Origin of the sequence: Micromonospora sp. NPDC005087 (genome assembly GCF_042872965.1) — a bacterium.
Classification (GTDB): Bacteria; Actinomycetota; Actinomycetes; order Mycobacteriales; family Micromonosporaceae; genus Micromonospora.
Map to the genome: position 1 here is coordinate 1 of NZ_JBIALB010000017.1, position 13,807 is coordinate 13,807.

Sequence of the window (13,807 nt, forward strand, 5' to 3'; positions counted from 1 at the left end):
ACCGTCCAGATCGACACGGTGCGGGCAGCCAGTTGCCAGGACAGGCAACGGTCGTCGAACGGCTGCGCCGCGTCGCGACGGAACCGGATCGGTTTGCCCTCGGCGGCCTGGCGCCTCTTCGAGGCTGGCTTGCCGAGGTTGCCGGCCTGGATGTTGGCCGTCAGGGTGGCGTACGCGCCGGACACCTTCCGGGCGACGTGGATGGCCGGCTGCGCGGACAGACCCATGTCCTTCAACTGGCCGTAGGTGAGCCGCTGCAACGACTGCTTGGCGAACACCCGCCGCTGGTACGCCAGCCCGGAGGCGACGTTCGCGGCGTCGTTGCACCGGTCCAGAGTGGCCCGCAACGCCGCCTGCTGAGCGGCGTCCGGGAACAGCCGGACCTGCACGACAATCTTCACCGGGCGTCTTCGTCGTCCGCGTAGTCCTCTTCGGCTGCCATCGACTTCGGCTTCGGCCAGCGGCACCACGCGGCCCGGTCAGCTTCGTCCTCGGAGCAGCGTGTCTCGATCATCAGGTGGGTCAGGGCGCCGTCGATGTACAGCACCGCCTGGTCGGCCGTGCCGAGGTCCGGCGCGTCGTACCCGAGACGTGCCAGTGCGACGTCCAGCTCCGCTGCCCGCGCCTCGCTGGCCTGCTGCACGCTGGCCGCGTGGCGGCGTCGCGCTTCGGTCAGCCAACCGGGCCTGCTGTCACGCAGCGACCGCACGTCCCGTTGGGTCCAGGGGCGGTCGAGTTTCGGCAGGTCCGCGTAGTCGATGCCGAGGACCTTGGCCGCCCATCTCGGCTTCACGACCTTGTCCAGTTTCGCAGGCATGCCCACACCGTCTCATCTTATCTATGTCACCACGATGGACCCCGGACCCGCATAGTCGCAGAGGTAGAAGCGTTGTCCACAACCTGCACGTACATCTTGTCTTCGTCACCACGTATCGGCGGGACGTCCTCAACGACGCGATGCTCACCCACTGCGAACAGATCATGCGGCAGGTCTGCGCCGACCTGGGCGCCGAGCTGCGCGAGTTCAACGGCGAGGACGACCACGTCCACCTGCTCGTGCACCACCCGCCCAAGCTACCGATCTCCACGCTGGTCAACCGACTCAAGGGCGTCTCGGCGCACTACCTGCGCAAGGAGTTCACCGGCCGGATCAACCGGCACATCATGCACGGGCATCTGTGGTCCCCTTCGTACTTCGCCGCGTCCTGCGGCGACGCCCCACTGGAAGTGATCAAGGACTACATCAAAGGGCAGAGACATCCCGGTCCGTAACGCGATTCCTCCCGGCCCTCAAGGACCGGGATTCTCGCTACATCCGGTTGAAGCCGATGTTGGCGGTGGCGCCGGCACCGAGGTTGCCGTTCCACGACTCGTTGGTGGCGGTGACCTGGTTGCCGGTCTGGCTCCACCGCGCCGACCAGCCCTGGGTGACCCGCTGGTTTCCGGGGAAGGCGAACATCAGCGCCCAGCCGGTGAGCGGGTCGCCGAGGTTCTTGATCGTCATGTTGGCGCTGAGGCCGGTGCTCGGACCCGCGTCGACGCGATCTGGCCCCTGTCGCATTGAATCGACAGTCAACCATGGAAGCGTTCCCACAACAAGCGCGCAGCGAGCCGAATAAGCCCCATGTTTCGATCTCGTTTTGGGTCTTTCACAAAGCCGTGACGGGCGTTACAGTCGCATCATCATCGATGGGAGCGCTTCCATCGATGATGGTTCCAAGTAGAAGATCACCGGGACCGTCTCTGACGAGCCCGGGGAACCAGCCCGAGGGCTGACGACGGGCCAGCCCGGACGCCGCCGTCAGCCATCATCCCGCCACAGGGAGGGAGGTGGAACCAGAGCCACTCGCGTGGCCCGGCTCCCGCGCGACACACACGGCAGGACCCACAATCCGCCCGTGTGTGTGCAGTTGCGGTGGGGACGGGGGTTGCCCTCCCCCGTCCCCACACTAAACCCCCGTACACGATGGGAAAAGAGGCCGACGGGACAGGCGCTCCGCGCCGCCCGGTCGGCCTCGTTCGCTGTCCGGGGCCCAGACCGCCGCAACCCGCCACCGCCGGCCGACACGACGGCCGGCTGACCGGGTCGGCCGCCCCTGCCCTATTGTGGGAGCGCTCCCGAAACTTCGGCGGTTGCCCCGTATCCACGAGGAGAATCCATGTCGATACCTACCGGGCCCGCCGGCCCGCTGCGCTTCCCCCGCGACTTCGGTTGGGGCGCGGCCACCTCCGCGTACCAGATCGAGGGCGCCGCCAAGGAGGACGGCCGCGGCGAGTCAGTCTGGGACACCTTCAGCCGCACCCCCGGGCGCACCCGCAACGGCGACACCGGCGACGTGGCCGCCGACCACTACCACCGCTACGCCGAGGACCTCGACCTGATGCGCGACCTCGGGCTGCGCAGCTACCGCTTCTCCATCTCCTGGCCCCGGATCCAGCCCGACGGCACCGGCGCGCCCAACCAGCGCGGGCTCGACTTCTACCGCCGTCTCCTGGACGGCCTGCACGAGCGCGGCATCGCCCCGATGGCCACCCTGTTCCACTGGGACCTGCCGCAGGCCCTGCAGGACGCCGACGGCTGGGAGTCCCGCGACACCGCCCACCGCTTCGCCGACTACGCCGACGCGGTGTTCCGCGCCCTCGGCGACCGCGTCCCGGTCTGGCTGACCGTCAACGAACCTAAGACCGTGGTGCAGAACGGCTACCTCGGTGGTCACCACGCCCCCGGCCGGCAGGACCCGGACGCGGCCTACCTCGTCGCCCACCACCTGCAACTCGCCCACGGGCTCGCCGTCCGGGCGCTGCGCGCCGCCGGCGGCACCGGCCGGATCGGCCCCGCGCTCAACCTGCACCCCTGCTACCCCGCCGACGATTCACCGCAGGCCGCCGCGGCCGCCCGGCTCTACGACGGCTACGAGAACCGCCTCTACCTCGACTCCCTGCTCAAGGGCAGCTACCCCTCGGATGTGCTCGCCGACCTGGGCCCGCAGAGCCGGATGGCACGCGGCATCCGCGACGGCGACCTGGCCGTGATCTCCTCGCCGGTCGACCTGCTCGCCGTGCAGTACTACACGCCCATCTACGTCACCGCCGACGGCGGCACCGTGCAACGGTGGCCGACCTCCGAAGCCGAGTGGCAGCAGATCTACCCCGACGGGATGTACGACATCCTGACCCGGGTCACCCGCGAGTACGGCCCGATCCCGCTCACCGTCACCGAGAACGGGCTGCCCACGCCGGACGCCATCGCCGCCGACGGCAGCGTCGACGACGCCAGCCGGATCAGCTTCCTGCGCGACCACCTGGCCGCCGCGCACCGGGCCATCGCCGCCGGGGTGCCGCTGGAGAGCTTCCACGTCTGGTCGCTGTTGGACAACTTCGAATGGGATGAGGGATACGACCAGCGGTGGGGACTGGTCTACGTGGACTACCCGACCCAGCGGCGGGTGCTCAAGAGCAGCGCCCACTGGTACCGCTCGGTCATCGCCGACGGCGGCTTCTGAGCGGGCCTCCGCCCGGGCCCCGGCGGCCGGCTCCGGTGAGCCGGTGACCGTCCGGGGCACGGCCGGGGCCGGTCAGCGGGGCAGCGCCTGCTGCAACTCCGCCCGCAACGCCGGGGTGAGCATCTCCCCCGCCTGCTTCGCCAGCCGGGCCATCTCGTAGCCCACCACGCCGATGTCCGCGTCCCCGGCGGCGAGGGTCGCCAGGATCGACCCGTCCCGGACCTGCATCACCAGGAAGTAGCCCCGGCCCATCTCGACCACCGTCTGCTTGACGACGTCACCGTCGAACATCTGGGCCGCGCCCGCGGTGATGCTCATCAGCCCGGAGGTCACCGCGGCGAGCTTGTCCGCGTGGTCGCGGGGCAGGTTGTCGGAGATCGCCACCAGCAGCCCGTCGGAGGAGACCACCACCGCGTGCGCCACGCCCGGCACCCGCTCCGCGAACGCGCTCACCAGCCAGCTCAGGTCCCGTGCCTCCTGGCTCAACGTCGTCACTGTCGTCGTCCCCCTTCATCGTGCCCCCCGGACGGCGGCACGGGTATCTCGGTGGTGTCCTCGGCCTTGGCACGCCGTACCCCGCTGTAGAGCCGGGAAAGCATGCCACCGACCGCTTCCGGGTCCAGGTCGTCACGCGCCGGCGCCGCCTCCGGCCGGGCCGGGCGCGTGACCGAGGAGAGCTGCGCCATCGGCACCCGCATCGGCAGGCCCTGTTCGTTCGTGCCGGCGGTCACCGGGGTTGCCGGCGGCACGACCGGCCCCGGCACCGCCGGCCCGGACGGGCCCTCCCGGGACCACCAGCCGCCGCCGTTACCCGACGAGGCCGGGGTGAGCACGTCCTCGGCGCGGACCGGCACCGGGCGGGCCTGACGCGGCACGGCGGCCCCGGGCCGGCGGCCCGCGATCGGCAGGTCCAGGGGCGCGACCGCCGGCCCGGACGCGGCCCGGGCACTCCCGGACATCCGCTGCGCGCCAACGCCCCGAGCGGCGCCGGCCGCCAGCATCCGGGCCGGGGCGGGCGGATCCAGCTCCACCGCGCCCGCCGGGGCCAGCAACGCGGCGGGCAGCGCGAGCCGGGCGACCAGGCCGTTGTGGCCGCCGTCCAACCGCACCCGCACACTGAGCCGAGCGGCCAGGTGGCTGACCACGAACAGGCCCATCCGCTCGACCGTCGCGACGTCCGCGGCCGGCGGGCTGGCCAGCACCTCGTTCGCCTCGGCCAGGGCGGCCGGGCTCATGCCCAGGCCTTGGTCCGTGATCTCGATCAGCGCGCCCGCGGCCTCGACCCGGGCGGTCACCGCCACGACGGTGTCCGGGCGGGAGAACGCGGTCGCGTTCTCCAGCAACTCGGCCAGCATGTGCACCAGCTCACCGACGGCATGCCCGACCAGGTACACGTCGCCCACCGACTCCAGGCGAACCCGCTGGTACTGCTCGATCTCAGCCGCGGCCGCCAGCAGCACCGGGCCGAGGCCGACCGGCCGGTTCCACCGGCGGGTGGACTCGGTGCCGGCGAGCACCAGCAGGCTCTCGTCGTTACGGCGCATCCGGGCAGCCAGGTGATCGAGCTTGAACAGGTTCTCCAACTGATCCGGGTCGCTCTCCTCGCGCTCCAGGTCGTCCAGCAGCTCCAGCTGGCGCTCCACGAGCACCTGGCTGCGCCGGGCCAGGTTGACGAACATCGCGTTGACGTTGCGCCGCATCGTCGCCTGCTCGACAGCGACGGTGACCGCGCTGCGGTGCACCGCCACGAACGCCTCCGCCAGCTCGCCGATCTCGTCGAGCGAGCGGACCACAGCCGGCGCGACCTCGATGCCCGGCACCCCGCCGGTGACGGTCCGCAGCCGGTCCAGCGCGTCCGGCAGCTCGACCTGCGCGATCCGCAGCGCCTGGCTGCGCAGCAACCGCATCGACCGGGCTACCGAGCGCCCGACGAGCAGCGAGATCAGCAGGGCGGCCAGCAGCACGGCGACGATCCCACCGGCCACCAGCAGGGTGGTCCTCAGCTGGCCGCTGCTGGCGCCGTCGGCCTGCCGGACAGCGTCGTCGAGCACCCCCGCCTCGACCTGGCGCAGCAGCTCCTGGCGCTGCTCACTGGCCCCCCACCACTGCTCCGAGGGCAGCACCTCGGGCGTCGCGTCACCGGCCGGCAGGCTGCGCTCCTCCAGTTGGGTGGCGACCAGGAACAACGGGTCCACCGAGGTCTCGTCGTACCGGCGGATCTGGTCGGTGGTGGCGGCCACCCGGAACGCGCCGAGCGCGGTCAGCTGCTGGGCGCGCAGGTCGGTCAGGAGCACCCGGTCCTCGGTGCCGTACCGACCGGCGCGGGCGGCGGCGTAGAGCTGGGCCCGGACCCGCGAGGAGAGCTCCTTGACCCGGGCGATCTGGACGTAGCGCAGCACCGCGTCGCTCAACGCCGGCCGCTCCTGCCCTGGCGTCGGCTCGGCGAGCAGGTCGAGCAGCGTGTCGACGGCGCGGTGGTAGTTGCTCAGGATGGTGTCGGTGCTGAGCACCGCGGGCGGGATCGCCGGCCGGATGTCGACCACCTGGTCGTACGCCTCCAGCACCTCCGAGAACGCGACCCGCCAGGACGCGTCCGCGTCGGCCAGTGGCTCAGCCGCCCGGCGCAGGTCCACGATGGCCCGATCGGTCGCCGCCTGCAACGGCTTCAGGGCGGTGGACGCGGCCTCCCGGTCACCACCCCTGCGCAGCTCGCCCAGCTCCCCCGCCGAGCGGTCCCGCTCCTGCTGGAGCTGGTGCACGACGGCGGTGATCTGCCGGCCGATGCCGACCTGCCGGGCGAAGTCGTTCAACGCCGTCGTCCGCCCCACCAGCGCGCTGGTCTGCACACCGGCGAGCACCAGGAACGCCACCGACGGCACCACCAGCACGGTGGCCAGCTTGGTGCTCATCCGCCAGTCCCGCAGCCGGAACGGCGAACGGCGCCGGTGCGGAACAACCCGGACGTCGAAGCGACGCCGGCGATGGTTCGACACCGCACCGTTCACCGGGTCGGGACCTACCGCCACCCTGCCTCCTCCGTCCTGCCGCGTCCACCGCGGTCCGGGGAGTCGCAGTCCATCCAACCAGGCTCGGGAGCGCTGTCAACGGCCCGGTCGGAGCAAAACTTGAGCAGTTGATACCGACGGGAACACCGGCCGTTTACGGCTGGGAGGAACGCCGGTATGCCCCTCACATTGGTCGCTGCTGTCATCCAGGTACTCCTTGGCGCATCCTCACAGGTGCCGGCCAAGGTACGACGGCGACCACGGGTGGTTGACCAACAGGTAACGACGAAGGGCATCGTTTCCTGTCGCAGGTAGCCGGGCCGACACGCCCCTAAAACTGTTGACCGATTTCTGGGCAGGGCGACAGTGGGCGGGTAGTGCACGAACGAATTGGATGTCATCGGTGCTGTCATTGGCTCCGCATCACGGCGGCGAAGTCTGCGCACCGTTACAGTGAGCGCGTGAAGCTGGTTGTGCCGGTGAAGCTCCTGCCGACACCCGAGCAGGCGGCGGCACTCGAATCGACCCTGCGCGCGTGCAATGCGGCGGCTTGCGACGTGGCGACGGCGGCGCGTCAGGTTGACTGCTATCGCAACTACGAACTGCGCAAACACACCTACCAGGGCATCAAGGCCGAATACCGGCTCGGCGCCCAGGCAGCGCAACACGTCATCAAGAAGGTCGCCGACGCTTACGCCACCTTGACGGCGAACATCCGGGCCGGCAACCTCGGCAAGGCCGGCTCGAGACGGCGCTGGCGGGCCGAGGTCAGCCCGATCGGGTTCCGATGGAACGCAGCCCAGCCCTACGACGCCCGGATGCTGTCCTGGCACCACGACACCCGCACCGCGTCCATTTGGACGACTGCGGGCCGGCTAAGGGACGTGGCGTACACCGGCTCCGCCGGTCAGATCAAGGCCGTCGCCACCAGCAAGATCGGCGAGTCCGACCTGGTCTACCGCGACGGCATGTGGTTCCTGCACGCCACCGTCGAGGTGGCCGAGGCGCCGATGTACGAGCCGGACGGCTTCCTCGGCGTGGACATGGGCATCGTCAACATCGTCTACGACTCTGACGGCAACCGCTATGCCGGAACGCGGCTCAATGGTTACCGCCGCAGGCAGGCCCGGCTGCGGGCCAGGTTGCAGGAGAAGGGCACCAAGTCGGCCAAGCGACTGCTGGCCCGGCGCAACAAGAAGGAAGCGCGGCACGCCGCAAACGTCAACCACCACATCGCCAAGACCATCGTGACCGAGGCTGCACGCACCGGCCGTGGCATCGCCGTCGAGGAACTGACGGCGATCCGCGATCGGGTCCGGCTGAGAAAGCCCCAACGGGTCACGCTCCACTCGTGGTCGTTCCGCCAGCTCGGCAGCTTCCTGGCCTACAAGGCCCGCCGAGCCGGTGTACCGCTGGTCGAAGTCGACCCGCGTTATACCTCCCAGACCTGCAACGGCTGCGGTCACCGCGACAGGCGGAACCGGCTGGACCAGGAAACCTTCCATTGTCGGTCTTGTGGGGTCGTTGCCCACGCAGATCACAATGCAGCCCTCAACATCGCCAAGCGCGGTGTCGAGAGCTGGGGCGCGGTCAACCGCCCGCACGCGGCACCACCTCGCAGCCAGCGAGAGGTTGATCCGCAAGCTCGCCCATTCATCGGCGGGTAGTTGACGAAGGATACTGCGGCAAGACCAGCTCGTCCGTCCGGCCGATGTCGGCGAGCTCGACCGCGTCACCGAAACGGCCCAGCGCCACCAACGCGCCGCCGGTGGCGCCGATCTCCGGGTTGCGTTGGTGCGACACCGGTCGCGGCGCGAGCGCGGAGGCGAACGCCTGCCGCCACCACACCGAGGCGGCCACCGCACCGCCGCCCAGCACCACCTCGACCGGTTTGTCGATCGTGGACTCCAGCACGGTCAGATCTTCGGCGACCAGCTCGCACAACCCCTGCATCAGCCCGGCCAGGATGTCCACCGCGGTGGTGCCGAAGCTGAGCCCGCGCACCTCGCCGGTGCCCGCCGGCGCCAACCCCGGCGCCCGGTCGCCGCCGAAGCGCGGGTCCGCCGGCCGCCCACCGCCCGCCGGCACCAGCGCCAGCGCCGCGTCCAGCTCGGCGCCCCGGGGCAGCCGCAGCTCCCGGTCGGCCCAGGCGAACAGGCTGCCGCCGCTGGAGTACGCCGCGCCGGTCACCACGTGGTCGTGGTCGACCCGGTAGCGCCACAGCCGTTCGGGCAGCCGGGGCAGCGGCCCGCCGGCCGGGACGCGCTGCATCAGTCGTACGGCGGCGGAGGTGCCGACGGTGACCGCGGCGCGGCTCGGGTCGACGCAGCCCGAGCCGACGTTCGAGGCGGCGCCGTCGCCCACCGGCGGCGACCACCGAGCCTCGGCCAGCTGCGGCCACCGGCGGGCGCGGTCGGGCCGCAGCCGGCCGTGCCACGCCAGCTCGCCCAGGGCCGGCAGCTCCCGCGGTCGCGTGCCGGCCAGCGCCAGCGCCTCCTCGTCCCAGCGCAGGTTGCCCAGGTCCAGCAGGCCGGTGCCGGAGGCCTGGGAGACCGACATGGGCGCCGCTTCGAGCAGCTCGCCCAGCACGTACTCGGGCAGGCCGACGAACCGGGTGATCGGTGTGCCGGACATCTCGCGCAGCCAGGGCAGCCGCACCGACCAGTAGGAGCGGTGCCACCAGCAGCCGGTGCGCTGGTGGAAGTCGTCCGGGTCGGCCGGGCCGGGCGCCCCGTCGAGCGGCGCCGGACGGGTGTCCAGCCAGGTGATCACCGGGCCCAGCGGGGTGCCGTCGCGGTCCAGCGGGAGCACCGAGTGCCACTGCGCCGAGACGGCCACCAGCTCGACGTCGCGCAGGTGGCCGCCCTCGGCCAGCTCGTCCAGGCACTCGATCAGGCAGGCGAGGTAGCCGGGACCGGAGAGGGTGCCGGTGCCGTCGTCGCCGAGGGCGAGGCTGACCTTCCGCCGGGCCAGGGCGCCGGGCAGCGGTTGGGTGTCCCCGTCCAGCACCAGCCCACGTACCGAGGAGGTGCCCAGGTCGAGCGCGAGAATGTTCATCGCCGGTCAAGTTACCCGGTGCCGGGCGTGTCGGAACGCTGGTCGGGCCGGGCGCACCGGTACACCCGAACGGCTACCCGGCCGCCCGGTGGGCGCGTAGGGTGGATCGCATGCTCGCGCACCTGACCTGCTGGTGGCCCGCCGACCCGGCGGCCACCTACCGCGCGTAGCTCCATCCACGCGGCCGCCATCGAGGCGGCCGCCGGATCTCCCGGCCCCGATGGCCGCCCCACCGGCGGCGCCCGGCCCGACGGAGAATCCGATGACCCACCTGACCGACCTGCTCGCCGCCGTCACCCGCGGCGTCGACCCCGGCCCCTTCGCTCTGCTGCGCCGCGACGGCGCCGATGAATTGGAGCTGTTCACCGGCCCGGTCGACACCGTGGACCGGCTGGTGGACATCCCCCTGCCGCCGGGGCCCGGGGCGCGGACGCTGGCCGTCGTGCCCTACCGGCAGATCACCGAGCGGGGCTTCGCCTGCGTCGACGACGGCGCCCCGCTGGAGTACCTCCAGATCCGCGAGCACCACCGGATCGCCCTGGCCGACGTGCTGGCCGCGCTGCCCGACGAGCCGGTGCGCGCCGTCGACGCCGCGTTCGACGTCACCGACGAGGAGTACGCGGGGACGGTGCGGCGGGTGCTGGCCGAGGAGATCGGCCGCGGCGAGGGCGCCAACTTCGTCATCCACCGCACCCTGCACGCCACCGTGCAGGGCCCGCCGCTGGTGGCCGCGCTGGCCGCGCTGCGCCGACTGCTGGTCGCCGAGCGCGGCGCCTACTGGACGTTCGTGGTGCACACCGGCGAACGGACCCTGGTCGGCGCCAGCCCGGAGCGGCACGTCAGCGTCGACGACGGGCTGGTGATGATGAACCCGATCAGCGGCACCTTCCGGCCCGCCGACGGCACGCCGGACCAGGCGGCGCTGCTGCGTTTCCTCGCCGACCCCAAGGAGGTCGAGGAGCTGTACATGGTGCTCGACGAGGAGCTGAAGATGATGGCGACCGTCGCCGAGCACGGCGGCCAGGTGATCGGCCCGTACCTCAAGGAGATGGCACACCTGGCGCACACCGAGTACCTGCTCGCCGGGCGGGGCACCCGCGACGTGCGGGAGGTGCTGCGGGAGACGATGTTCGCCCCCACCGTGACCGGCAGCCCGATGGAGAACGCCTGCCGGGTGATCGCCCGACACGAGCGGGTCGGCCGGGGCTACTACGCGGGCGTGCTGGCCCTGCTCGGCCACGACGACGCGGGCCGGCAGACGCTGGACGCGCCGATCCTGATCCGTACCGCCGAGATCTCCCCCACCGGCCGGCTGCGGGTGCCGGTGGGCGCCACCCTGGTCCGGCACTCGACGGCAGCCGGCGAGGTGGCCGAGACGCACACCAAGGCGGCCGGGGTGCTGGCCGCGCTCGGTCTCGGCCCGGCGGCGCCCGTCGGCGGACGCGGGCCGCTCGCGCGGCTGGCCGACGACCCGGCGGTACGCGACGCGCTGGCCGCACGTAACGCCCCGCTGGCGCGGTTCTGGCTCGACCAGCGGGCACCGGACGCGCCGGGCCTGCCCGGGCTGGTCGGCCGCCGGGCGCTGATCGTGGACGCCGAGGACACCTTCACCGGGATGCTGGCCCACCAGTTGGGCGCGTTGGGTCTGGCGGTCACGCTGCGGCCGTGGCACGCCGGTGGCCCCCTCGACGCCTACGACCTCGTGGTGGCCGGGCCGGGACCGGGCGACCCGGGCAGCCCGGACGAGCCGAAGATGGTGGCGCTGCGAGCGCTGCTGACCGGGCTGCTCGCGAGCGGCCGGCCGACCCTCGCGGTGTGCCTCGGCCACCAGGTGCTGGCCGGGCTGCTGGGGCTGCCGCTGCACCGTCGGGAGGCGCCCTACCAGGGGTTGCAACGCGAGGTGCCGCTGTTCGGGCACGTCCGCCGGGTGGGCTTCTACTCCACGTTCACCGCTCGCGCCGACGCGGACCGGCTGGACACCGCGTACGGGCCGGTGGAGCTGGCCCGGGACGTGCGCGACGGCGCGGTGCACGCCCTGCGTGGGCGCGGCTTCGCCGGCCTGCAGTTCCATCCGGAGTCGGTGCTCAGCCCGGACGGGCTCGCCGTGCTGACCGAGCTGCTGGGCGACCTGCTGCCGGCGCCGCACCCGGACGAGCTGTCCGCCGCCGGCGGCCGGGCATAGTCACCCCCGCCCGGGGGTACGGCGGAATCGACCGGCGGCGCGGACGGGCCGAGAGCCCCCGCCCGCGCCGCCGGTCCCCTGCTGTGGACCGCGTCCCCGCTGCGGTCAGCCGGCCAGGCCCTTCTTCAGGGCGGTGCCGATCTGCACCGCCCGCCGGGCGGTGAGCGCGGCGGCGCCCAGCGCCACGCTGTCCGGGGCGATCTCCCCGTTGTTGCTGGTGTGCGAGGCGCCGTAGGGGTTTCCCGCGATGAACTGGCTGGTGTCGGTGTAGCCGGGGGTGACCACGATCCCGCCCCAGTGGTAGAAGACGTTGAAGAGCGAGGTCAGGGTCGTCTCCTGCCCGCCGTGCGCCGTCGCCGTCGAGGTGAAGGCGGAGTAGACCTTGTTGGCCAGCGCGCCCTGGGCCCAGAGCGGGCCGGTGGTGTCGATGAACTGCTTCAGCTGGGCCGCCACCAAGCCGTACCGGGTCGGCGCACCGAGGATCGCCACGTCGGACCAGGCCAGATCGTCGACCATCGCCTCGGGCACGTCCTGGGTCTCCAGGTGGTGCGCCTGCCACCCGGAGTTGGAGCGGATCGCCTCGTCCGGCGCCAGCTCGCGTACCTTGCGCAGGCGCACGTCGGCACCGGCGTCCCCGGCGGCCTCGCAGACGGCCTGCGCCATCTGGTACGTGATGCCGGTGGCGCTGTAGTAGATCACCGCTACCTTGGTCTGGGCAGCCATCAGATGTTCCCCTTCTCGTCTGAGTCAGCTCCGGCGACTACCCCCCACCCGCACCGTCAAACGAGATCCGGCCCCGCTGTCCGCACCGAGCGGCCCGGCCGAGGCCTCAATTTCTCCGCGTAGCGCGGTCAGGGGTCTGCCGGCCGGTCCCGCCCCGCTCAGCGGACCAGGGCCGCCATCAGTCGCTCCAACTCCGCCGCCGGGTCGGCGGTGAGCCCGGTGTGCACCGGCCCGGTCTGGATCATCGTGCTGCGCGGCGCGGCCAGCCAGTGGAACCGCTCGCCGAGCCGCATCCGGGTCGCCGGACCGTCACCGGCGCAGGTCCGGTCCCAGGATTCCAGCACCGCGGCCACCGCCGGCAGGTCGACGTCGGGTGCGAGCGCGCGGACCCGGTCGGCGTCCAGGTGCGTCCGCGCGGCCAGGAAGTCGCGCTGCTGGCAGTAGAGCAGCACCCCGACGTTGATCTGCTCGCCGCGCTCGATGCGGGGCACCAGCCGGATGACGGCGTACTCGAATGGTTGTCTCATGCCGCGCTCCCCTGCGGGAGCCAGTCGGCGGTGCGGGCGACCCGGGCGGACAGGTGCGCCAGGTACGCCTCCCGCGCCGCGTCGGCCGAATCGAAGTCGGCGGCGGCGGTGAGCCACTCGTCGGGCACCAGCGCCAGCACCTCGGTGAGCAGCTCCGGGGTGACCCGTGGCGCCAGCTCCGCGTCGGCCTCGGCCAGTCGGGAGGCGTACGGCGCCAGCACGTGGTCCTCGGCCCGGTACGCCCGATGCACGGCCGCGGCGGCGCGCGGCCAGTTGTGGTGGAAGTACAGGCAGGCGCCGTGGTCGATCAGCCACAGCTCCCGGTGCCAGACCAGCAGGTTCGGGTTGCGCCAGCTCCGGTCGACGTTCTCCACGTAGGCGTCGAACCAGAGCACCCGGGAGGCCAGCATCGCGTCGACGGGGTGCGCGACCGGGTCGAAGCCCAGCGCACCCGGCAGGAAGTCCATGCCCAGGTTCGCGCCGCCGCTGTTGCGCAGCAGCTCCTGCACCTCCTGGTCGGGCTCGGCACGCCCGATCACCGGGTCGATGTCGAGCACCACCAGCGGCGGCACCCGCAACTCCAGCCGGCGGGCCAGCTCACCGCAGATCACCTCGGCGATCAGCGCCTTGGGCCCCTGCCCGGCACCGCGGAACTTCGCCACGTACGTGCCGAGGTCGTCGGCCTCCACCACGCCGGGCAGCGAGCCACCCTCGCGCAGCGGGGTGACGTATCGGATCGCGGTGACCTGGCGGAGCACGTCGCCCACCCTACTGTGATCTCCGGCCGCGCCCGCCGGAAGTGTGCCGTGG

The 13,807-nt window shown here is 72.2% G+C and carries 12 protein-coding genes and 1 pseudogene; 4 read left to right on the forward strand and 9 right to left on the reverse strand.

Going from position 1 to position 13,807, the window contains the following annotated elements; translation table 11 throughout:
• Both ACFYPS_RS29280 and ACFYPS_RS29285 read right to left on the reverse strand, forming a co-directional pair.
• The coding region (locus ACFYPS_RS29280) for a hypothetical protein (RefSeq protein ID WP_387328539.1) at positions 1 to 401 on the reverse strand (401 nt) is incomplete at its 3' end.
• The gene (locus ACFYPS_RS29285) at positions 398 to 817 is read right to left on the reverse strand and encodes a hypothetical protein (protein ID WP_387328542.1); all 420 of its coding nucleotides are present in this window, start codon (positions 815 to 817) and stop codon (positions 398 to 400) included. The genes ACFYPS_RS29285 and ACFYPS_RS29280, both read right to left, overlap by 4 nt.
• A gap of 23 nt (positions 818 to 840) precedes the next feature.
• Here ACFYPS_RS29285 and tnpA point away from each other — a divergent pair, with 23 nt between their 5' ends.
• A complete protein-coding gene (gene tnpA / locus ACFYPS_RS29290) occupies positions 841 to 1,272 on the forward strand; it encodes an IS200/IS605 family transposase (RefSeq protein WP_387328545.1) in 432 nt (143 codons plus the stop codon).
• A 46-nt stretch (positions 1,273 to 1,318) separates the two neighbouring features.
• Here tnpA and ACFYPS_RS29295 read toward each other — a convergent pair.
• A pseudogene (locus ACFYPS_RS29295) lies at positions 1,319 to 1,522 on the reverse strand (cellulose binding domain-containing protein); the annotation flags it as partial.
• A 637-nt stretch (positions 1,523 to 2,159) separates the two neighbouring features.
• Between ACFYPS_RS29295 and ACFYPS_RS29300 the strand changes: the two are divergent.
• Positions 2,160 to 3,503: a GH1 family beta-glucosidase gene (locus tag ACFYPS_RS29300; RefSeq protein WP_354967574.1), complete on the forward strand. Its 1,344-nt coding sequence runs from the start codon at positions 2,160 to 2,162 to the stop codon at positions 3,501 to 3,503.
• 72 nt (positions 3,504 to 3,575) lie between these two features.
• Here the strand turns inward: ACFYPS_RS29300 and ACFYPS_RS29305 are convergent, their stop codons facing one another.
• Positions 3,576 to 3,989 (reverse strand): roadblock/LC7 domain-containing protein, encoded by a 414-nt coding sequence (locus ACFYPS_RS29305; protein ID WP_197701306.1) that lies wholly within the window; start codon positions 3,987 to 3,989, stop codon positions 3,576 to 3,578.
• A gap of 5 nt (positions 3,990 to 3,994) precedes the next feature.
• On the reverse strand, positions 3,995 to 6,529 hold the full coding sequence (locus ACFYPS_RS29310; RefSeq protein ID WP_354967573.1) for a nitrate- and nitrite sensing domain-containing protein: 2,535 nt from the start codon (positions 6,527 to 6,529) through the stop codon (positions 3,995 to 3,997).
• A gap of 440 nt (positions 6,530 to 6,969) precedes the next feature.
• Here ACFYPS_RS29310 and ACFYPS_RS29315 point away from each other — a divergent pair, with 440 nt between their 5' ends.
• Positions 6,970 to 8,175, forward strand: coding sequence for an RNA-guided endonuclease InsQ/TnpB family protein (locus ACFYPS_RS29315; RefSeq protein ID WP_387328550.1), 1,206 nt, complete (start codon positions 6,970 to 6,972; stop codon positions 8,173 to 8,175).
• Here ACFYPS_RS29315 and ACFYPS_RS29320 read toward each other — a convergent pair.
• Entirely contained in the window at positions 8,162 to 9,565 is a 1,404-nt protein-coding gene (locus tag ACFYPS_RS29320; protein ID WP_354967571.1) for an FGGY family carbohydrate kinase, read from the reverse strand. The two genes, ACFYPS_RS29315 and ACFYPS_RS29320, sit on opposite strands and share 14 nt — an antisense overlap.
• A gap of 262 nt (positions 9,566 to 9,827) precedes the next feature.
• Between ACFYPS_RS29320 and ACFYPS_RS29325 the strand changes: the two genes are divergently transcribed.
• Positions 9,828 to 11,747: a chorismate-binding protein gene (locus ACFYPS_RS29325; RefSeq protein ID WP_354967570.1), complete on the forward strand. Its 1,920-nt coding sequence runs from the start codon at positions 9,828 to 9,830 to the stop codon at positions 11,745 to 11,747.
• Between the two features lie 105 nt (positions 11,748 to 11,852).
• Here ACFYPS_RS29325 and wrbA read toward each other — a convergent pair whose 3' ends face one another.
• The 3 genes from wrbA to ACFYPS_RS29340 form a co-directional block, all read right to left on the reverse strand.
• Complete coding sequence (gene wrbA / locus ACFYPS_RS29330) at positions 11,853 to 12,470, reverse strand: NAD(P)H:quinone oxidoreductase (protein WP_354967569.1); 618 nt, start codon at positions 12,468 to 12,470, stop codon at positions 11,853 to 11,855.
• A gap of 158 nt (positions 12,471 to 12,628) precedes the next feature.
• Positions 12,629 to 12,997 (reverse strand): DUF3037 domain-containing protein, encoded by a 369-nt coding sequence (locus ACFYPS_RS29335; protein ID WP_354967568.1) that lies wholly within the window; start codon positions 12,995 to 12,997, stop codon positions 12,629 to 12,631.
• Entirely contained in the window at positions 12,994 to 13,755 is a 762-nt protein-coding gene (locus ACFYPS_RS29340; RefSeq protein WP_354967567.1) for a HipA family kinase, read from the reverse strand. Before ACFYPS_RS29340 ends, ACFYPS_RS29335 begins: the two co-directional genes overlap by 4 nt.
• Between the last annotated feature and the right edge of the window lie 52 nt (positions 13,756 to 13,807).

What these genes read in the sequence shown, in the direction of transcription:
- ACFYPS_RS29285 (WP_387328542.1), bottom strand. Translation starts at nt 817, where the DNA reads ATGCCTGCGAAACTGGACAAGGTCGTGAAGCCGAGATGGGCGGCCAAG.
- tnpA (WP_387328545.1), top strand. Translation starts at nt 841, where the DNA reads ATGTCACCACGATGGACCCCGGACCCGCATAGTCGCAGAGGTAGAAGC.
- ACFYPS_RS29300 (WP_354967574.1), top strand. Translation starts at nt 2,160, where the DNA reads ATGTCGATACCTACCGGGCCCGCCGGCCCGCTGCGCTTCCCCCGCGAC.
- ACFYPS_RS29320 (WP_354967571.1), bottom strand. Translation starts at nt 9,565, where the DNA reads ATGAACATTCTCGCGCTCGACCTGGGCACCTCCTCGGTACGTGGGCTG.
- ACFYPS_RS29325 (WP_354967570.1), top strand. Translation starts at nt 9,828, where the DNA reads ATGACCCACCTGACCGACCTGCTCGCCGCCGTCACCCGCGGCGTCGAC.
- wrbA (WP_354967569.1), bottom strand. Translation starts at nt 12,470, where the DNA reads ATGGCTGCCCAGACCAAGGTAGCGGTGATCTACTACAGCGCCACCGGC.
- ACFYPS_RS29335 (WP_354967568.1), bottom strand. Translation starts at nt 12,997, where the DNA reads ATGAGACAACCATTCGAGTACGCCGTCATCCGGCTGGTGCCCCGCATC.